Source organism: Pseudomonas protegens CHA0, assembly GCF_000397205.1.
GTDB classification, from domain to species: domain Bacteria; phylum Pseudomonadota; class Gammaproteobacteria; order Pseudomonadales; family Pseudomonadaceae; genus Aquipseudomonas; species Aquipseudomonas protegens.
On record NC_021237.1, the window covers coordinates 6785329 to 6805453 of the forward strand.

General features: G+C 63.7%; 17 protein-coding genes. 8 read left to right on the forward strand and 9 right to left on the reverse strand.

The features are described 5' to 3' along the window. Window positions 1–10: 10 nt before the first annotated feature. Window positions 11–1426, reverse strand: coding sequence for an acetyl-CoA carboxylase biotin carboxylase subunit (locus PFLCHA0_RS30505; RefSeq protein WP_015637534.1), 1416 nt, complete (start codon window positions 1424–1426; stop codon window positions 11–13). A gap of 190 nt (window positions 1427–1616) precedes the next feature. On the opposite strand from PFLCHA0_RS30505, the gene PFLCHA0_RS30510 reads away from it, so the two are divergent. After that, window positions 1617–2579 carry a LysR family transcriptional regulator gene (locus PFLCHA0_RS30510; protein ID WP_015637535.1) on the forward strand — a complete coding sequence of 321 codons (963 nt, stop codon included), beginning with the start codon at window positions 1617–1619 and terminating at the stop codon, window positions 2577–2579. Here the strand turns inward: PFLCHA0_RS30510 and PFLCHA0_RS31525 are convergent. The 3 genes from PFLCHA0_RS31525 to PFLCHA0_RS30520 all read right to left on the reverse strand — a co-directional run bounded on the left by PFLCHA0_RS31525 (window position 2521) and on the right by PFLCHA0_RS30520 (window position 6817). Then, window positions 2521–2733, reverse strand: coding sequence for a PA3496 family putative envelope integrity protein (locus tag PFLCHA0_RS31525; protein WP_072451902.1), 213 nt, complete (start codon window positions 2731–2733; stop codon window positions 2521–2523). The two genes, PFLCHA0_RS30510 and PFLCHA0_RS31525, sit on opposite strands and share 59 nt — an antisense overlap. Before the next feature lie 185 nt (window positions 2734–2918). Continuing rightward, on the reverse strand, window positions 2919–3785 hold the full coding sequence (gene hexR, locus PFLCHA0_RS30515) for a transcriptional regulator HexR (RefSeq protein WP_011064325.1): 867 nt from the start codon (window positions 3783–3785) through the stop codon (window positions 2919–2921). A gap of 167 nt (window positions 3786–3952) precedes the next feature. Next, entirely contained in the window at window positions 3953–6817 is a 2865-nt protein-coding gene (locus PFLCHA0_RS30520) for a putative bifunctional diguanylate cyclase/phosphodiesterase (protein ID WP_011064326.1), read from the reverse strand. Window positions 6818–7064: 247 nt separating this feature from the next. Between PFLCHA0_RS30520 and uvrD the strand changes: the two genes are divergently transcribed. From uvrD to PFLCHA0_RS30540, 4 genes are all read left to right on the forward strand, one after another. Continuing rightward, on the forward strand, window positions 7065–9248 hold the full coding sequence (gene uvrD, locus PFLCHA0_RS30525) for a DNA helicase II (protein WP_011064327.1): 2184 nt from the start codon (window positions 7065–7067) through the stop codon (window positions 9246–9248). A gap of 124 nt (window positions 9249–9372) precedes the next feature. Continuing rightward, on the forward strand, window positions 9373–9813 hold the full coding sequence (locus tag PFLCHA0_RS30530) for an EamA family transporter (RefSeq protein ID WP_041752703.1): 441 nt from the start codon (window positions 9373–9375) through the stop codon (window positions 9811–9813). A 180-nt stretch (window positions 9814–9993) separates the two neighbouring features. After that, the gene (locus PFLCHA0_RS30535; RefSeq protein WP_011064329.1) at window positions 9994–10869 is read left to right on the forward strand and encodes a Tim44 domain-containing protein; all 876 of its coding nucleotides are present in this window, start codon (window positions 9994–9996) and stop codon (window positions 10867–10869) included. A 136-nt stretch (window positions 10870–11005) separates the two neighbouring features. Beyond that, window positions 11006–11413: an SMI1/KNR4 family protein gene (locus PFLCHA0_RS30540; RefSeq protein WP_011064330.1), complete on the forward strand. Its 408-nt coding sequence runs from the start codon at window positions 11006–11008 to the stop codon at window positions 11411–11413. 71 nt (window positions 11414–11484) lie between these two features. On the opposite strand, the gene PFLCHA0_RS30545 is transcribed toward PFLCHA0_RS30540, so the two are convergent. After that, entirely contained in the window at window positions 11485–13248 is a 1764-nt protein-coding gene (locus PFLCHA0_RS30545) for a cation:proton antiporter (RefSeq protein ID WP_011064331.1), read from the reverse strand. 289 nt (window positions 13249–13537) lie between these two features. Between PFLCHA0_RS30545 and PFLCHA0_RS30550 the strand changes: the two genes are divergently transcribed. Continuing rightward, window positions 13538–14023: an acyl-CoA thioesterase gene (locus PFLCHA0_RS30550; RefSeq protein ID WP_011064332.1), complete on the forward strand. Its 486-nt coding sequence runs from the start codon at window positions 13538–13540 to the stop codon at window positions 14021–14023. 254 nt (window positions 14024–14277) lie between these two features. Further along, window positions 14278–15690: an APC family permease gene (locus tag PFLCHA0_RS30555; protein WP_015637538.1), complete on the forward strand. Its 1413-nt coding sequence runs from the start codon at window positions 14278–14280 to the stop codon at window positions 15688–15690. Between the two features lie 7 nt (window positions 15691–15697). Here PFLCHA0_RS30555 and pdxY read toward each other — a convergent pair whose 3' ends face one another. Continuing rightward, entirely contained in the window at window positions 15698–16570 is an 873-nt protein-coding gene (pdxY, locus tag PFLCHA0_RS30560) for a pyridoxal kinase PdxY (RefSeq protein WP_015637539.1), read from the reverse strand. Window positions 16571–16687: 117 nt separating this feature from the next. Here pdxY and PFLCHA0_RS30565 point away from each other — a divergent pair, with 117 nt between their 5' ends. Further along, window positions 16688–17080, forward strand: coding sequence for a DUF3301 domain-containing protein (locus tag PFLCHA0_RS30565; RefSeq protein ID WP_015637540.1), 393 nt, complete (start codon window positions 16688–16690; stop codon window positions 17078–17080). Window positions 17081–17101: 21 nt separating this feature from the next. On the opposite strand, the gene PFLCHA0_RS30570 is transcribed toward PFLCHA0_RS30565, so the two are convergent. The 3 genes from PFLCHA0_RS30570 to zigA form a co-directional block, all read right to left on the reverse strand. Further along, window positions 17102–18064, reverse strand: coding sequence for a CobW family GTP-binding protein (locus PFLCHA0_RS30570; RefSeq protein WP_015637541.1), 963 nt, complete (start codon window positions 18062–18064; stop codon window positions 17102–17104). Between the two features lie 145 nt (window positions 18065–18209). Next, window positions 18210–18911, reverse strand: coding sequence for a DUF1826 domain-containing protein (locus PFLCHA0_RS30575; protein WP_015637542.1), 702 nt, complete (start codon window positions 18909–18911; stop codon window positions 18210–18212). Beyond that, the gene (gene zigA, locus PFLCHA0_RS30580; RefSeq protein WP_015637543.1) at window positions 18911–20119 is read right to left on the reverse strand and encodes a zinc metallochaperone GTPase ZigA; all 1209 of its coding nucleotides are present in this window, start codon (window positions 20117–20119) and stop codon (window positions 18911–18913) included. The genes PFLCHA0_RS30575 and zigA overlap by 1 nt, the downstream gene beginning before the upstream one ends. Window positions 20120–20125 lie beyond the last annotated feature (6 nt).

The following is a 20125-nucleotide window of genomic DNA, read 5'->3' on the forward strand; positions in this document are numbered from 1 at the left end:
GTTTTATTCCTCACAGGCCTGCGTGGGCGGCAATGGCGGCGGCGATGGCCAGGGCCAGCTCTTCGGGTTTGCGCTTGATCGAGTAGTTGGTCAGTTCCGGGTGGCTCTCAACGAAGCTGGTGTTGAACTGACCGCTGCGGAATTCCGGGTTACGCAGGATTTCCTGGTAATAGGCGGCGGTGGTCTTGACCCCTTGCAGGCGCATGTCGTCCAGGGCGCGCAGGCCACGGTCCATCGCTTCTTCCCAGGTCAAGGCCCAGACCACGAGTTTCAGGCACATGGAGTCGTAGAACGGCGGAATGGTGTAGCCGGTGTAGATCGCCGTGTCGGTGCGCACGCCCGGGCCGCCGGGGGCGTAGTAGCGGGTGATCTTGCCGAAGCTGGGCAGGAAGTTGTTCTTCGGGTCCTCGGCATTGATCCGGAACTGCAGGGCAAAGCCGCGGTGCTGGATGTCTTCCTGTTTCACCGAGAGCGGCAGGCCGGAAGCAATGCGGATCTGCTCGCGGACGATATCGATGCCGGTGATTTCTTCGGTGATGGTGTGTTCCACCTGCACCCGGGTGTTCATCTCCATGAAGTACACCTCGCCCTCGGCGAGCAGGAACTCCACGGTGCCGGCGTTCTCGTAGCCCACGGCCTTGGCCGCGCGCACCGACAGGTCGCCGATGTAGGCGCGCTGTTCCGGGGTCAGCTGCGGGCTCGGGGCGATCTCGATGAGCTTCTGGTTGCGGCGCTGGATCGAGCAGTCGCGCTCGAACAGGTGCACCACGTTGCCAAAGCTGTCACCGAGGATCTGCGCTTCGATGTGCTTGGGATTGACGATGCACTTTTCCAGGAACACTTCCGCCGAACCGAAGGCCTTGGTGGCTTCGGAAATGACCCGGGGGAAAGCCTGCTCCAGCTCTTCACGGCTGTTGCAACGACGGATGCCGCGCCCGCCACCACCGGAGGTGGCCTTGAGCATCACCGGGTAGCCGATGCGGTCGCCTTCGGACAGGGCTTCGTGGATATCGGCCACGTTGCCTTCGGTGCCCGGAGTCACCGGCACGCCCGCCTTGATCATGCTGCGGCGGGCTTCGGTCTTGTCGCCCATGCGGCGGATCACTTCCGCCGACGGGCCAATGAACTTGATTCCACGTTCGGCGCAGATGTCCGCCAGTTCGGCGTTTTCCGAGAGAAACCCATAGCCGGGATGCAGCGCATCACAGCCGGTTTCCACCGCCAGGTTCACCAGTTTGCGTGGGTTCAGGTAGCCGGCCAGCGGCTCGGCGCCAATGCTGTGGGCCTCATCCGCGCGCTTTACATGCAAGGCATGGCGATCGGCGTCGGAGAAGATCGCTACCGAACGGATGCCCATTTCCGCGCAGGCACGCACGATTCGTACGGCAATCTCACCACGGTTGGCGATCAGGATCTTTTTTATCACTTGGAGGTTCCCTTGAGCCGTTGAAACAGACGACCCGCTAGACCGAGTCGGCGCGTGACCAAATGTTTCAAGTCAGTCGCAGCGACACACTAGCTCTGCAGAGGGATTAACAAAAATCAATAATTATTGGGTTGGGCATAAGTAAAGACTTATAGTCATGCCACCAGCCCTTGGCGCGAGGCCTCAAGAAATGCGCAAGTCCTTGATGAGACTGACATTGCGTCAGTTGCAGATTTTCAATGAAGTCTGCGATCTACGCTCCTACAGCCGCGCCGCTGATGAAATGTCCCTCACCCAGCCCGCGGTCAGCCTGCAGATTCGCCAGTTGGAGGAGCTGATCGGCCAGCCGCTGTTCGACTATGTGGGCAAGAAGCTCTACATGACCGAAGCCGCCGAAGCGCTGCAACGGGCCAGCCGGGACATCTTCGGGCGCCTGGAGAACCTCGACATGCAGCTCTCCGACATGCAGGGTTCGCTGCAGGGCCAGCTCAAGCTGGCCATCGAATCCAGCGCCAAGTACTTCGTGCCGCACCTGTTCGCCGCCTTCAAGCGCCAGCACCCGGAAGTGCACCTGCAACTGACGGTGGTCAACCGCTCCCAGGTGATCCGCCGGCTCTCGGACAATCGCGACGACCTGGTGATCATGTCCATGGTGCCCCAGGACATGGAGCTGGAGTTCCTGCCCTTCCTCAACAACCCGATCGTCGCGGTGGCCCCGCCGGAGCACCCCCTGAGCCACATGGGCCCGCTGCGCCTGCAGGACCTGGAGCCCTACACGCTGGTACTGCGCGAACAGGGTTCAGGCACACGCCTGGCGTGCGAGGAGTATTTCAAGGAGAAGCGCGTGCACTTCACCCAGATCCTCGAAGTATCGTCGGCCGAGGCTCAGCGCGAGTGCGTGCGGGCAGGTCTGGGCGTGGCCTTGTTGACGCGCCACGCCCTGAACCTTGAGTTGGCGACCGGCGGGTTGGTCGAGTTGCCGGTCGAAGAGCTGCCATTGCTGCGCAGCTGGTGCCTGGTGCAGGCCAAAGCCAAGCGCCTGTCACCGGTAGCGCATGCGTTCCTGGGATTCATCCGCAGCGAACGGGTGCAGATCAGCGGCTTGGTTGAACGCTTCGACGGGAAGCTGCGGGCGCCGCCTGCCAGTAATTGACGGCGTCCAGCTCGGGGTAATCGTTGATTTGCTGCTGTAACTGACGCAGCTCGAAGCGGTGTTCGATCGCACGACGAAATTCCATGCGGCGCTGGTCTTCCTGCTGACGACGGGTCTTGACTGCGCTGTTGCTCTCTTCGTAAGGCCGGGCCATTTCGAGTCTCCCAATGCGAGTACGGAAGCTTCACGATGGACGTCGGCGGTTACGGTTTGGCGGCGGGTCGGTTACAGGACGATGAACATTCACAGCGCCTACCTTTCTGTAGGAGCTGGCTTGCCAGCGAAGGCATCCGTCAGCGCGATGCACAACCCCGAGGCCTCATCACCGGCCAGAGAGACTCAGTCGTCCAGGGCTTTCACCGACTTGGGCGACAGGCGCAGGCTGCGCAAGCTGCGCTTGACGCTCTTGAGGTGGTTCACCAGGCTCGGCCCGCGAGCCATGGCCACGCCCATCGCCAGCACGTCGATCACCACCAGGTGGGCGATACGCGAGGTCAGTGGGGTGTAGATCTCGGTGTCTTCGTGCACGTCGATCGCCAGGTTGACCGTGGACAGTTCGGCCAACGGCGTCTGGCTCGGGCACAGGGTGATCAGCGAGGCGCCGCTTTCACGTACCAGGTTGGCGGTGATCAGCAGGTCCTTGGAACGACCGGACTGGGAAATGCAGATGGCGACATCGGTCGGCTTCAAGGTCACCGCCGACATCGCCTGCATGTGCGGGTCGGAATAGGCCGCTGCGGTCAGCAGCAAGCGGAAGAACTTGTGCTGGGCATCCGCCGCTACCGCGCCCGAGGCACCAAAGCCGTAGAACTCCACGCGCTGGGCCTGGGACATGGCGGTCACCGCCTGCTGCAGGGCCACCGGGTCGAGCTTCTCGCGGACCTCCATCAGGGTATGCAGGGTGGTGTCGAAGATCTTCAGGCTGTAGTCGGCGACCGAATCGTCTTCATGGATCGCGAACTGGCCGAAGCTGGCCCCGGCGGCAAGGCTCTGCGCCAGCTTGAGCTTGAGGTCCTGGAAGCCGGAGCAGCCGATGGCCCGGCAGAAGCGCACGATGGTCGGTTCACTGATGCCCACGCTGTGGGCCAGGTCCGCCATGGAACTGTGCATCACGGCCGCAGGATCAAGGAGCACGTGATCGGCGACCTTGAGTTCCGATTTGCGTAACAAATGACGTGACTGGGCGATGTGCTGCAACAGGTTCAAAGGGCTGGACTCATTGTTATTGGCTGACGCCGGGGATGTAGCAAGCTTGTAGTTATACTACAGGAATCGGCTTTTTGCCCGCCCAATGCATCACGAAGTTGCCTGCCTGCCCCCCATTTTCAGCCGGGTACGACTTATGTAGCCGTTGTGGCAGGCAGCCCTGGCGGCTACCGGCTCTGGGCCTGCAACAGCAGCGCGAGGCCTTCGGCGGCCACCGGGCGGCTGATCAGGTAGCCCTGCACCTCGTCGCAGTGTTCCGCCTTGAGGAAGGCCAGTTGCGCGGGGTCTTCCACCCCTTCGGCCACCACTTTCAACGACAGCCCATGAGCCATGGCGATGATCGCCCGGGTGATCGCCGCATCCTCACCGCCCTCGGCCAGGCCGCGAATGAAGGCCTGGTCGATCTTCACGTAATCCACCGGGATCCGTTTCAGGTAACTCAGGGACGAATAGCCAGTGCCGAAGTCGTCGATGGCCAGCTTGACCCCCAGGCCCCGCAGTTGCTGGAAGGTCGCGATGATGTGCTCGACGCTGTCCAGCAGTTGGCTTTCGGTCAGTTCCAGTTCGAGAAAATGCGGCTCCAGGCCTGTTTCTTCCAGCACCTGGCGCACCAGGCTCACCAGCTTGCCCTGGCGCAACTGATACACCGACAGGTTGACCGACACGCGAATCGGCTCCAGGCCCTGGCGTTGCCATTCGCAGGCTTGGCGGCACGCCTGGCGCAACACGAACTCGCCAATGGGGCCGATCAATCCGGTCTCTTCCGCCAGGCCGATGAAATCTCCCGGGGGCACCCGGCCCATGACGGGGTGATCCCAGCGCACCAGGGCCTCGGCGGCATTCAGACGGCCGCTGGCCAGGCACAGCTTGGGTTGGTAGAAGACCGTCAACTGGCCCTCCTCAATGGCCTTGCGCAGCTGGTTTTCCAGCTGCAGGCGCTCCAGGGTGCTGGCTTGCAGGCTCTCGGTATAGAACTGGAAATTGTTGCCGCCCAGGTGCTTGGCATGAGCCATGGCCATGTTCGCCTGGCTGATCAGGGCTGCGATCTCCCGGGCGCTGTCGGGCAGCATACTGATGCCCATGGAAGCGCTGACTACCAGTTCATGGCCCTCGACGGTGATCGGCAGGCGCAGCTTGCTCAGCAGCCGGGTAGCGACCCGGGTCAGGCTCGACAGGCTGCCGTAAGCGTCGAACAGCACGGCGAATTCGTCCCCGGAAAGCCGGGCGATGGTGTCGGCTTCCGGCAAGGCATTGACCAGCCGCCGGGCCATCTTTTGCAGCAACTGGTCGGCCACTTCATGGCCAAGGCTGTCGTTGAGCAGCTTGAAACGGTCCAGGTTGATGTGCAGCAAGGCCAGGCTGCGGCCGCCCTGGCGCACCCGCTGATGGGCCTCGCGCAGGCGCTCGCGGAACAGCGAACGGTTGGCCAGCCCCGTGAGTTCGTCGTAATGGGTGAGGTAGCGCATGCGCTCCTCGGATTCGCGCCGTGCCGAAAGATCGGCGAAGAAGCCCACGATATGCCGGACTTTTCCTCGTTTATCACGCACGACATTCAATTGCAGCCATTGTGGGTAGAGCTCGCCGTTCTTGCGTGTCTCCACCAACTCGCCCTGCCAGCTGCCGTACTGTTCCAGGGCCTGGTGGATCAACGGGTAGTGCCGGCGCGCATCGCGGCTGCACGACAGCTCCACTACATTGCGCCCGAGCATGTCTTCGATCTGGTAGCCGGTGACCTGGCTGAAGGCCTGATTGGCGGCGATCAAGGCGTAATCGGGGTCGAGGATGACGATGCCTTCGCTGGCCGCCTCGAACACCGTGGCCGCCAGGTTGCGCTGGACCTCCAGCTCCTTGTCGGCACTGATGTCGCGACGGGTGCCGGCCATGCGCAGCACCCGGCCACTGGGGCTGCGCTCCACGGCCCGGCCACGGTCCTCGATCCACACCCAGTGGCCGGCGCCGTGGCGTACCCGGTACTCCACCTGGTAATCGTCGCTGCGGCCCTTGAGGTGCTCCACCAGGGCGCGCTTGAGCAGGGGCAGGTCTTCCGGATGCAGGCGTGGCTTGAGATGGCTGAGCATGGCCGTGACATCTTCCGGCTCCAGGCCGAACAGCTCCTTGATCTGGGTGTGATGGACCTCGTCGGTCTGCAGGTTCCAGTCCCACAGCCCCAGCTCGCTGGCGTTCAGGGCCAGGGCTAGGCGCGCCTCGCTCTTGCTCAGGGCCTGGTTGGCGGCGTCCAGCTCCAGGCTGCGCTGGGCCACTCGCTGTTCCAGCCCGGTCTGGGCTTCGCGCAGTTGCTCCTCGGCACGGCGGCGCTGCTCCACTTCCCGGGCCAGCTCGCGGTTGAGCTGATCGCTGCGGCCCTGGGCATTCTGCAGGTGCTCGATCAGGGCCTGGTTCTGAAAGCGCCGCAGCAGGCCGCGCTGCATCAGGCGGTTGACCTGCCAGGCCACCACACTCAGCGACACCAGCAGGATCAGCCCGAGCCAGCCCCAGCCACGCTGCTGGTCGTCGCCGCCCCAGAACAGGTAGGCGATGGCCGGCAACAGACATGGCAAGGTGAATGAAAGGAAGGCCTGCAGGCTCACCGCGTAGGCTACGCTGGCGGAGAGGATGGCCGCACCGATGAGGCCGAAGACCCAGGCCTGCTGCAGGAAATTGTCGGTGGGCACCAGGGCGATGCCGGCGCAGGCCAGGGTCAGGCCACTGACCGCCGAGCCCAGGAGAAACATGCGTTGCCACACCGGCTGTGCCTGGCGGCTGGGAATCGCCGAATCGAAGGCCGCCACCTGGATCACCCGCAAGGCCACCAGGGCCAGCAGCCAGACCATCCACACACTGAGCAACAGATAGCGCGCCGGGCTCCATAGCAGCCAGGTGCACACCAGGCCGTTGAGCAACATGAACAAGGTCGGCAGCAACGAGCCCTGGTACAGCAGGCGCGTACGCTCCACTGCCATCTCCACGGCGTAGTGCTGGCGGATGACCCGGGGCTCCACAAAGGGCCCGGACAGGTCGGGGTTAAGTGTCATAGGCAGTGTTCTTATAATGGTTGAGCCCGAAACGTCGCCGGAGCATACACAAGCAAAGCCCCGAGCCAAACTGCTCCAGGTCATAAAATCGATAAAACCGGATGGCCCGGCTTGCACCCTGAAAGCGTCCGGGCGAGAAGCGCCAATGGCTGGGGCCTGTGACCAACCGGTCGTCATCGGCGGCTGTTTTATCGGCTAATGCAAAGCCGGGTTTGCCCGGGGTGGCGCCGCCCCCTAGAATGCCCCGATGCGCGATGATCTCTCCCTCCTGTTGAACTCCCTCAACGACGCCCAACGCCAGGCCGTAGCCGCCTCCGTGGGTCGTCAGTTGGTCCTGGCCGGTGCTGGCTCCGGCAAAACCCGTGTGCTGGTGCACCGTATCGCCTGGTTGATCCAGGTCGAGAACGCCTCACCCCACTCGATCCTGTCGGTGACCTTCACCAACAAGGCCGCAGCCGAGATGCGCCACCGCATCGAACAACTGCTGGGCATCAACCCGGCAGGCATGTGGGTCGGCACCTTCCACGGCCTGGCCCACCGCCTGCTGCGGGCCCACTGGCAGGAAGCGGGGCTGAGCCAGACCTTCCAGATCCTCGACAGCGACGACCAGCAACGCCTGGTCAAGCGGGTGATCCGCGAGCTGGGCCTGGACGAACAGCGCTGGCCGGCCCGCCAGGCCCAGTGGTTCATCAACGGGCAGAAGGACGAAGGCCTGCGCCCGCAACATATCCAGGCCAGCGGCGACCTGTTCCTGGCCACCATGCGCGGCATCTATGAGGCCTACGAGGCCGCTTGCCAGCGTGCCGGGGTCATCGACTTCTCCGAACTGCTGCTGCGCGCCCTGGACCTGTGGCGCGACCACCCGGGTTTGCTGGCGCACTACCAGAAGCGTTTCCGCCACGTGTTGGTGGACGAGTTCCAGGACACCAACGCCGTGCAATACGCCTGGCTGCGGTTGCTGGCCCAGGGTGGCGACAGCCTGATGGTGGTGGGCGACGACGACCAGTCGATCTATGGCTGGCGCGGGGCGAAAATCGAGAACATCCACCAGTACTCCGCCGACTTCCCGGACACCGAAGTGATCCGCCTGGAGCAGAACTACCGCTCTACTGCCGGCATCCTCAAGGCTGCCAACGCCCTGATCGCCAACAACACCGGGCGCCTGGGCAAGGAGCTGTGGACCGACGGCGGCGACGGTGAAGCCATCAACCTGTATGCCGCCTTCAACGAGCACGATGAAGCCCGCTATGTAGTGGAAACCATCGAGAGCGCGCTGAAGACCGGCCTGGCCCGCAGCGACATCGCCATTCTCTACCGCTCCAACGCCCAGTCCCGGGTGCTGGAAGAAGCCTTGCTGCGCGAACGCATTCCGTACCGCATCTATGGCGGCCAGCGCTTCTTCGAGCGGGCGGAAATCAAGAACGCCATGGCTTACCTGCGCCTCCTGGAAGGCCGTGGCAACGACGCAGCCCTGGAACGGGTGATCAACGTGCCAGCCCGGGGCATCGGCGAGAAGACCGTCGAAGCCATCCGCGAGCATGCGCGCCACAGCGATGTATCGATGTGGGAAGCCATGCGCCAGCTGGTGGCCAATAAAGGCCTGACCGGGCGCGCTGCAGGTGCGCTGGGGGCCTTTATCGAACTGATCGAAAACCTCGCCGCCAAGACCCTGGAAATGCCCCTGCACCTGATGACCCAGACCGTCATCGAGCAGTCGGGGCTGATTGCCTACCACGAAGCGGAAAAAGGCGAAAAAGGCCAGGCCCGGGTGGAAAACCTCGAGGAACTGGTGAGCGCCGCGCGCAACTTCGAGAACACCGAAGAGGACGAAGACCTGACGCCCCTGGCGGCATTCCTCGGCCACGCTTCCCTGGAAGCCGGCGATACCCAGGCCGACGAGCATGAAGACAGCGTGCAACTGATGACCCTGCACAGCGCCAAGGGTCTGGAGTTCCCCTACGTGTTCCTGGTGGGCATGGAAGAAGGCCTGTTCCCCCACAAGATGAGCCTGGAAGAACCCGGCCGCCTTGAGGAAGAACGCCGGCTGGCGTATGTGGGCATTACCCGGGCCATGCAGAACCTGGTAATGACCTACGCGGAAACCCGACGCCTGTACGGCAGCGAAACCTACAACAAGGTGTCGCGTTTCGTGCGCGAGGTGCCCAAGGGGCTGATTCAGGAAGTGCGGCTGTCCAACAGCGTCAGCCGGCCTTTCGGCGGCGGCCAGTCACAAAGTACCAGCAGCCTGTTCGGCGGCAGCGAAATCCCGGACACCGGCCTGAGCCTCGGCCAGGCGGTACGGCACTCGGTGTTCGGCGACGGGGTGATCCTCAATTTCGAGGGCGCCGGCGCCCAGGCCCGGGTCCAGGTCAACTTCAGCGAAGGCAGCAAGTGGCTGATGCTCGGCTATGCCAAGCTGGAAGCCATCTAACCCCACCCGCTTGGCTTGTGTAGGAGCTGGCTTGCCAGCGAATCTCACTGGCGAAGACCGGCTCAAGGGCCTCTTCGCCGGCAAGCCGGCTCCTACAGGTCGGTGCAGAAAAGGCAGCGTGAACATGGGCACAGGCTTTTTTTCCTCGTGGACATTCTGGGCCCTGTTGTCGGCAATTTTCGCTGCCTTGACGGCGATCTTCGCCAAAGTGGGGATAGAAAACGTCAATTCAGACTTCGCCACCCTGCTGCGCACCGTGGTGGTACTGGTCAGCCTGGCCTTGATTTTGTATGCAACGGGCCAATATCAGTCCCTGGGATCGATTTCTCCCAAAAGCTACCTGTTCCTGCTGCTGTCCGGGCTGGCCACGGGCGCATCCTGGCTGTGCTATTTCCGCGCCTTGAAACTCGGCCCCGCTTCATTGGTGGCACCGGTGGACAAGCTCAGCGTGGTGTTCGTCGCAATCATCGGCGTGTGCCTGCTGGGAGAGAAGCTCGACCTGCGGCAGTGGAGCGGAATCGGCTTGATCACCGCAGGTGTGGGGCTACTGGCACTACGCCGCTAACGGCTTTCGGGTTGAACCAGAGCCAGGTCTGCGGGGACCAAAAACCTATCGGCGAGCATGACGCCTGGCGAAGCTGAACCGAGGCTGTCAGGCAAAAGCCCGAAACATTATGCCGCTCGCCACTGACACTTCACCTGTGCAATATGGCGCGCGTGCCATCCACAAATGGGAACCCCCTTTATGAAACGTTTTCTTAGCATCGCCATGGCGCTGTGCATCGGCCTGACGATGAGCCTCGACGCCAACGCCAAGCGCTTTGGTGGCGGCAAAAGCGTCGGCGCTGCCCCGACCCACCAAACCCGCCAGGCGGCGCCAACCGCTCCGGGCGCTCCCGCCGCTGCAGCCACCGCGGGCGCAGCCGGTGCCGCGGGCGCTGCTGCCAAGGCCGGCGGTGCTTCGCGCTGGCTCGGCCCTCTGGCCGGCATCGCTGCCGGTGGCCTGCTGGCCTCCATGTTCATGGGCGGCGGCTTCCAGGGCATGCAGATCTTCGACATCCTGATCATGGCGGTCATCGCCTTTGTGATCTTCCGCTTCATCGCCGCTCGTCGCCGCAAGCAGCAGGAGCAATACGCTCCAGCCGGCCACGCGCCGATGCAGCGCGAAGCCTTCGAGCCCCAGCAGCCTGCCGGCGGTTCGATCTTCGGTGGTTCGCCAGCGCCTGCCGCGCGTCCGGTAATCAACGCACCGGCCTGGTTCAATGAAGAGCGCTTCATTGAAGCGGCGCGCAGCCACTTCCAGTCCCTGCAGCAACACTGGGACGCCAACGAAATGGACAAGATCGCCGAGTTCGTGACCCCACAGATGCTGCAGTTCCTGAAACAGGAACGTGCCGATCTGGGCGACGGCTTCCAGTCGACCTACATCGACAACCTGCAAGTGCAGCTCGAAGGTGTGGATGACCGTGCCGACAAGACCATCGCCACCCTGACCTTCAGCGGTGTGTCGAAGACCTCGCGCTTCGACCAGGGCGAAGTGTTCAGCGAAAGCTGGAACATGGAACGCGCCCAGGGCGACAACCAGCCATGGCTGGTAGCAGGTATCCGCCAGAACGGCTGATTCATTCTGCTGTCACAGCTGTAAGGCAAAACCCCGACTCAGGTCGGGGTTTTGCATTTCACGATTGCACTTATAGCGAGCTACTGTATAAACCGCCGTCAAACAACCGCGCCATAGAGCTAAGAGGACCCAGGCCGTGGAAGAAGTCATCGAACAACTCCGGGAAGCCAACGAACCGGTACCCGTCCCCCTGGAACTGCCGGACGAAGACCAACTGGTGGAAATTGAAGAACAGCTGTTCATCAATATCCCGTTCGTCTTCAAGGAGTTCCTGTTGACGGTCAGCGACGTGGTTTACGGCAGCCTGGAACCTGTGACCGTCACCGATCCGCAATCCCATACCTACCTGCCGGAAGTGGCTGCGACCGCCTGGGACATGGGCGTGCCGCGCGAGCTGATCCCGATCTGCCAGGACGGCGACGATTACTACTGCGTCGAGGAAGACGGCACCGTGGTGCTGTGGTCCGGCGAGGAAGAGCTGATCACCGAAGAATCCTGGGAATCGGTGTGGCACTGGGCGCGGGACGTCTGGCTGGAAAGCTGAGACGCCGCCGCGGCCGCGTGCACCGCGGCGACTGAAACAGCTCGCCGGCACCCTGCCGGCGAGCGGCAAGGTCAATGCCCACTGTTGTCCTTGCTGTGGTCGAAGGTTTCGATCAGCGCCACCTGCATCCGCGTATGCACACGGATGAACCAGCGCCACAGGACTGCGGCCACCGCCGCCGCCACTACGGCGATCAACACCAGCAGTTCCAGGGTCGGCAGGATGCTCGACGAGAGCGCCGCCAGCAGCAGGAAAATCACCAGCAGCGACAGGATCGGGATCACCTCGGCGATCACCCGACGCACTCGCTGGGTATGGCGCCCGGCCATTTCCGGCTTGACCCCCATCTCCGCCAGCAACATCGACAGTGCCTTGAGCTTGCGATAGGCAGCAATCAGGAACGGCAGCGAAAGCAGCAGCGCCCCGCCCCAGATCAAGGCTTTCTGCCAGCTCGGCTCACTGACCCAATCTTCCAGGTAGGTGCCAATGCGCTTGGCGAAATAGCCACCGGAAAAGAAGATCGCCACCACCAGCGCCAGGTTCACCCCCACTTGCAGCAGGATCTTGCGGATCATCGTCGCCAGCAGCGCACCCTCGCCCTGGGGCTGGATGCTGCGCAACCACTCGCCATACATGCCCAGTACCCGGCTCAGGCGCTTGGGCAGAACCCCTGCCAGCTTCAGCGATAGCGGGTCCGCGGCACGGATCAGGTAGGGCGTGAGCAAGGTGGTGATGGCGGACACCGCCACCGCTACCGGGTAGAGGAAGTCGCTGGTGACCTGCAGGGTCATGCCCAGTGCGGCGATGATGAAGGAAAATTCGCCAATCTGTGACAGGCCCATGCCTACCCGCAGTGAGGTGCGTCCATCATTGCCGGCGATAAAGGCCCCCATGCCGCAGGACAGCATCTTGCCCAGCACCACCGCCACCGTGATCACGGCAATCGGCCAGGCGTATTGCAGGAGGATCTGCGGGTCGATCATCAGGCCGATGGCGACGAAGAAGATTGCGCTGAACAGGTCGCGAACCGGCTCGATCAACCGCTCGATCTTCAGCAACTGGCGAGACTCGGCCATGATCGCACCGATCAGGAAGGCCCCCAGGACCATGCTGTACTCCAGTTTGACCACCAGCAGGCAGAAGCCGAAACACAGCCCCAGCACGGTGATCAGCAGCATCTCGTTGCTGTCGAACCTGGCCACGTAGGCCAGCAGGCGCGGCACCAGCAGGATGCCGATCACCAGCGCCACGATCATGAACAGCGAAAGCTTGCCGACGGTGGAGAACACCTCGCCGGAACTCACCGTACCGCTGACCGCGATGCTCGACAGCAAGGCGATGATGCCGATGCCGAGGATGTCCTCGACGATCAGTACGCCGAAGATCAGCTGGGCGAAGCGCTCGTTCTTCATCTTCAGGTCATTGAGCGCCTTGACGATGATGGTGGTGGAGGAAATGGCCAGGATCGCCCCGAGGAACAGCGAATCCATGGTGCTCCAGCCGAACCAGCGGCCGATCTCGTAGCCGATCCAGATCATCAGGACGATTTCCAGGAACGCCGCGATAAAGGCCGTGGCCCCGACCTTGAACAGCTTGCGCAGGCTGAATTCCAGCCCCAGGCAGAACATCAGGAAAATCACCCCCAGCTCGGCCAGGGTCTTGATGGTCTGTTCGTCGTGGATCAGCCCGAAAGGCGGAGTGTGAGGGCCGATGATGAAGCCGGCGACTATGTAGCCCAGCACGACAGGCTGCTTGAGGCGATGGAAGAGGATGGTCACCACGCCTGCGACCAGCATGATCACGGCCAGGTCCTGAATGAAGCTGATGGCATGCATGGCCGGGGCTCTCCTTGGAATGCTGGGCGGGGGTGATCGCCTAAAAAGAATGTTCTGATCAGTAGAAGGAAATATCCAAAATAGAAGCGGAAAATGCCCTGGAACGGGTGTTTTGCAGGTTAACACCGCGACTTCCGGCAGGAAGGCGGTGCAATATTAGGAAACAGATCCACCAGGGCGTGACGACGTGGCCCGGCCCGGCGTCCCGTTATCGATGGTTTGAAAACCCTTTGGAGCCAGCACCCGCAGAGGTGCTCCAGCAACCCCTGCCCAGAACCGTGAGCGTGCTATGGAACCCGGAAACGCCCAACTGTCGATGACGGTATTGATGACCCCTGACATGGCCAATTTCTCTGGCAATGTCCACGGCGGCACCTTGCTCAAGTACCTCGATGAAGTCGCCTATGCCTGCGCCAGCCGTTACGCCGGCCGCTACGTGGTGACCCTGTCGGTGGACCAGGTGATCTTCCGCGAGCCGATCCATGTCGGCGAGCTGGTGACCTTCCTGGCCTCGGTCAACTACACCGGCAACACCTCCATGGAGGTGGGCATCAAGGTGGTCACCGAGAATATCCGCGAGCGTTCGGTGCGCCACACCAACAGCTGCTTCTTCACCATGGTGGCGGTGGACGACCAGCGCAAGCCGGCCCAGGTGCCGCCGCTGCAGCCGGAAACCGCCGACGGCAAGCGACGCTTTATCCAGGCCCGGCAGCGCCGGCAGATCCGCCAGGAACTGGAACAGCGCTACCGGGAAATCAAGGCCGACGGCCCTTGATGCTCAAGCTGCACCGCTGATTCAGCAGGGCCACGGACGGTCCTCCCCCCTCCAGAGCTTCCAGCGCTCCGCCGCCACACTCCAACACCCGCCAGCAGGCTTCTGCGGTCATCCTGAATGGCCAGATCCATCCCTTTTTGACCACATCGAGAGTTATGCCCCCAGGGCACCGCTGCCAGAATCGAAGGGCAAGGCACAAACGCACTCCCCGCCCGGGGAGCCTTCGAGCCAACGAACGCGTGAGAACAATAAAAATGCCCAGCGCCAATGCTCTTTCCAGCAGCCCCCCTGCGTCCGCCCATAACGCCAGCCTCGATGGCGGCTTCACCCACAGTGCCCAGGGCACCTCGCTGCGGCGCATCCTCGGCCTGCCGGCCCTGGTGTTCTTCGGCCTGGTGTACATGGTCCCGCTGACCGTCTTCACCACCTACGGCGTGGTCACCCAACTCACCGGCGGGCGCACCGCCGCAGCCTATGTGATCACCCTGCTGGCGATGATCTTCACCGCCCTTTCCTACAGCGTAATGGTCAAGAAATACCCCATTGCCGGCTCAGCCTATTCCTACGCCAGCCTCAGTTTCGGCCCGGGCATCGGCTTCCTTGCCGGCTGGTCGCTGCTGCTGGATTACCTGTTCCTGCCGATGATCAATTACCTGGTGATCGGCCTGTTCCTCAACCTGGCCTTCCCCGCCGTGCCCGCCTGGGTCTTCGTGGTGGCGACCATCAGCCTGGTGACGCTGCTGAACATCCGCGGCATCGGCTCGGTATCGAGCATGAGCAACCTGATCGTCTGCGCGCAGATGGTCTTCGTGGTGGTGTTCGTGGCCCTGGTGGTCCGCCAGTTGGCAGGGGCCGAGAGCCTTGACCTGAGCGCACCCTGGGTCGGCGATGGCAGCCAGGATGGGCTGTTGCCGCTGATGGCCGGGGCCGCGGTGCTGTGCCTGTCGTTCCTGGGCTTTGACGCGGTGTCGACCCTGGCCGAGGAAACCCGCGACCCGCGCCGGGACATCCCCCGGGCAATCGTCATCACCACCCTGGGCGCCGGCCTGCTGTTCATCCTGCTGGCCATGACCAGCCAGCTGGCGTTCCCCGGCAGCAGTTTCAAGGACGCCGACTCGGCGGCCAGCGAGGTCATGCTGCACGCCGGCGGACGCTTCCTGGAGATGTTCTTCACCGCCACCTATGTCGCCGGCGCCGCCGGTTCGGCCCTGGCATCCCAGGCCTCGGTATCGCGCATTCTGTTCAGCATGGGCCGTGACGGCATCCTGCCACGTCGGGTGTTCGGTACCCTGTCCGAGCGCTACAAGACCCCGGTGGTGGCCATTGTCCTGGTGTCGCTGGTGTCATTGCTGGCGGTGGTCATCGACCTCACCACCCTGGCGTCGATGATCAGCTTCGGTGCACTGGTGGCGTTCTCGGTGGTCAACCTGGCGGTGATCAAGAGTCACCTGGGCCAGGGCCAGCCGCGCAGCACCGCACGGCTGTTGCAGTACGGCCTGCTGCCGTTGATCGGCTTTGCCCTGATCGCCTGGCTGTGGACCAGCCTTTCGGCCCTGACCCTGGGCATCGGCCTGGCCTGGTTCGCCCTGGGCCTGCTGTACCTGGGCATACACACCCGGGGCTTTCGCCAGCCCGCGCCGACCGTGCAGTTTTCCGAGCAGGCCTGAGCCCGCCTCAGAAGCCGATCGGCGTGGCCTCGAAGCGCACCCGTGGGTGGGCGATGCGGTCCTGGGCGCGCACCAGCTCCAGCTCGTAACTGGCGCAGGCCTGGGTTTCCAGCAGTACTTCATGCACCGCCGCGGCGGTGAATTCGAAGGCCGCCACCAGGCTGTCCCCCAACAATACCCGGGCCAGGAACAGGCCTGAGGTCAGGTCGCCCACCCCCACCGGCTGGCGCGGGAACGCCAGTAATGGACGGCGCAGGTGCCAGCTGCCGTCAGCGGTCACCAGCAGCATCTCGAAACCGTCCGCCAGCTTGCCCGGGTAGTCCAGGTGCTTGACCAGCACCGCCCTGGGGCCCTTGTCCAGCAGCGACCGGGCCATGCCCAGGCAGTCGAACAGCGATTGCGGCTTGCGCCCGCAGAAGCTGTCCAGCTCCAGCTGGTTGGGGCAGAGAAAATCCGCCATGGCCACGGCCTCGTCCAGCAGGAAGTCGCTGACTTCAGCCGGCACGCTGCAGCCCTTCTCCGGATGGCCCATCACCGGGTCACACAAGTACAGGGCCTTGGGATTGACTGCCTTGATCCGCGCCACACCGCTGAGGATCGCCCGGCCCTGGGCCGCGCTGCCCAGGTAGCCGGACAGCACCGCGTCGCAGTTGCCCAGCTCGCCGATGGCGGCAATGCCTTCCACCAGCTCGGGAATCTGCTGTGGCGCCAGCACTTCCCCGGCCCACTGACCATACTGAGTGTGGTTGGAGAACTGCACCGTATTCAGCGGCCAGACATTCACCCCAACCCGCTGCATGGGGAATACCGCGGCACTGTTGCCGGCGTGGCCGAAAACCACATGGGACTGGATCGCAAGCAGGTGGGGCGTACGTTTCATGCAGGATTTTCCATAAAACCGGTGGAATTCAAGCCGCGCAGTATGCGACTAAACGCAGCCTGTACGACAGACCGGAGTCGCAGTTAAGCTGACGCCACCTCGTTGGAGCAAACCTTCATGCTGACCCTTGGAAACATCTTTGTGCTGATGCTACTGGCAACCGCTGCTGCCTGGCTGTGGCACAACCACGGCCTGCGCGAACGGGCCCTGGAGCGGGTCAAGCAGCACTGCGCGCGGCTCGACATCGAGTTGCTGGACGGTAATGTGGCGCTCAAGCGCATCGGTTTCGTCAAGGATGGCAATGGCCGGCGGCGCCTGGCGCGGGTCTACAACTTCGAGTTCACCGTGACCGGGGAAACCCGTCATGCCGGGACCATCACCCAGTTCGGCGCCCACAGCGCCCATATCGAGCTGGCGCCCTACCCGTTCGAAGCCAAGGAGCCCCTGCCCAGTGCCGAGGTGATCGAGCTGAGCCAGTGGCGCGAGGAACATCGCAAGTTCAAGCCGTAAGAGTGGCGTGCACGCCGTTTCCTACAGGCGACAGGCATCGAGACTGGCCTGCAGAACGGCAATGTCCTGAGGGCTACTGAAGATCAGTTCCAGGCGCGAATCCCGGCGCCATTCGCTGGGCAGCCAGTTCAGCGGTGAATTATCCAGCCCGTTGCCCGACCGCCAGCCTTGATCACTGTGGAGCACCAGCTTGGCCCGGCGCCAGTCGAGGTTCTGCAGCCAGTGCTCGACCCGGACCAGATCGAACTGTTGGCTGGGGTGCCAGCGCCAGCCGATGCTCCAGCCATCCTCCTGGGACTGGCTGAGGCAGATCGGCAGCGCCGGATCGCTCCACACGGCCGGCAACTGGGCCAGGCCCTGGGGAATGTCCGACTGCTCCAGGGCCGCTTCGGCGCTGGCTCCCAGGCCCGGCAGCTCGGCCAGGGGCAAGGCGGCATGGCGGGTCCAGAACAAGGGAAGGTCCGGCAATTGCTCCAGCACCCGCAACCTGTCGCTGTCGCTGAGCAGTTCGTCCTTGTTCAGTACCAGCAGGCCGGCGCTGGACAGCGCATCCTGCTGCGCCCGGGGCAACGGCTTGCCAGCGGCCAGCGCTTGGGCATCCAGCACCAGCACGCAGGGTTGCACCGCCAGCACGCCCTTCCAGGGCGCTTCATTCAACTGCTTGAGCAATTGGGCCGGGTGGCCGAGGCCCGAGGGCTCGATAAGCAGGCGGTCCGGCCGGGCCTTGCGCAACAGGCGGCCCAGGCCCACCTGGAACGGTGCACCGTTGACGCAGCACAGGCAGCCGCCGGCCACTTCGCCCAGGGCGATGCCATCTTCGTCGCGGGTCAGCAGGGCCGCGTCCAGGCCGATCTGGCCAAACTCGTTGATCAGCACCGCCCAGCGCTCGGCGGCCGGGCGCTGGCTCAGCAGATGGCGGATCAGGCTGGTCTTGCCGGCGCCCAGGGGGCCGGCGATCACGTGGGTGGGGATGTTCTGCAGCATGGGAAGGGGTCCGGGAAACCTGTGAGGTGATGCTACGCCCTTCCCGCCCTGGGCGAAAATCCGCTCGATTCGACGCCGCTCTTGGGAGCGCTGAAGGTCCTGCGGAGCTTTGCCCAGGCTCGGCAAGCGGCTGCACGGGCCTAGGTCAACCCAGCCAATCGAGGGTGAGGATCAGCCGGCGTTCCCCTGGCGCTGGCTGCGGCGAGCGGTGGATCAGGCCAAAGCCTTCGTTGCCGTGCCATTTCTCGCCCTTGAACAGCGCCACGTCGCCGCTGGCGATCTGCTGGATCTGTGCCGGGTCCCGTGGTTCGCCCTCGGCCTGCCCCAGTTTCCTGCGGTCCATGGCGCCTTCGCGCAGCCATTGGCTGCCGGCTCCGGCGTAGGTGGTAATCAGCCGCACCGGTACATGGTCCACGTGAAACCGCGGGCACATGGCCTTGTCCAGGACCCGCAGGCGCAGCCCGACGCGCCTGGCCCCGAGCAGGCAGGCAAAAGCGCTGACCAGCCAGGCAACATCGGCGATAAAGCCTTCATAACCCTGCAGATCACTGAACCCCGAAGCCAGGCCGCGCAGATTGGGTTGCGCGTCTTCGTCGGGCAGCTCCAGGGACAGGGATTCGGCCAGCGGCTGGTCCAGGGACAGCAGCAACTCGGCGAAGTCGGCGATGTGGGCCGGCAACTGGCGCTGCCAGAGGCCGAGATTGACCTCATCCTCCAGCACCTGGGCGAGCACCGCCGGGGTGCTGCCGATGGCCTGGCGGCGAGAGACCGGCGCGGTCACGCTCGGCAGCAGCAGCCATCTGGGCGGATTGGCCAGTGGAGTTACCGGCAAGTTCAGGGTCAGCATCAGGCCGCTTCCTCATCATGCCAGGGGCCAAAGGGATCGTTCAGCAGGCTCCAGCCCTCGACGCCGAGGGCCATTTCATCGTCATCCAGCAGGCACAGGTCGAGCTCCGCGCAAAGCCGGGTGAAGTCGATGTTCTGGCCGATGAACACCAGTTCCTGGCGGCAATCTCCGGTGGCCGCGGTCCAGTTGTGCATGATCGCCGCGGTGCCTTCTTCGTCCTGGGGCCAGTGCTGCTTGGGCACGAAGCGCCACCAGCGCCCGGCAAAGCCATGGCGCATCAGGCCACCGGCCTGGGACCAGCTGCCGGCTTCCTGATACTTGCTGGCCAACCAGAAGAAGCCCTTGGAGCGCAGCAGCTTGCCGTTGACCCAGGGCCGGTTGATGAAGTCGAAGAAGCGCTGGGGATGGAACGGCCGCCGCGCCCGGTAGGCGGTGGAAGCGATGCCGTACTCCTCGGTTTCCGGCACATGCTCGCCGCGCAACTCCCGCAGCCAGCCCGGAGCCTGGGCCGCGCGCTCGAAATCGAAGCGCCCGGTGTTGAGGATCTTCGCCAGTGGCACCTGGCCCATGACCATGGGCACGATCTCGGCCTGGGCATTGAGGCTCTTGAGGATGGCCAGCAGTTCCTCGCGCTGGTCGCTGCTGATCAGGTCGATCTTGCTGACCAGGATCACGTCGGCGAACTCCACCTGTTCGATCAGCAGGTCGCTGATGGAACGTTCATCGTCTTCGCCCAGGGTTTCGCCCCGGGAAGCCAGGCTGTGCGCGGCCTGGTAGTCCAGCAGGAAATTCATGCCGTCGACCACCGTGACCATGGTGTCGAGCCGGGCGATATCCGCCAGGCTCTGGCCGGATTCATCGCGAAAGGTGAAGGTTTCCGCCACCGGCAGCGGCTCGGAAATCCCGGTGGATTCGATCAGCAGGTAGTCGAAGCGCCCGTCGCGGGCCAGCTTGCCCACTTCCTCCAGCAGGTCTTCGCGCAGGGTGCAGCAGATGCAGCCGTTGCTCATTTCCACCAGTTTTTCTTCGGCGCGATTGAGGCTGACATCGCGCTGCACTTCGCTGCCATCGATGTTGATTTCGCTCATGTCGTTGACGATCACCGCCACCCGCAGGTGGTCGCGGTTGCGCAGGATGTGATTGAGCAAGGTGCTTTTACCGGCGCCGAGAAAGCCGGACAGCACGGTAACGGGGAGACGGTCGGTCATGGGTTG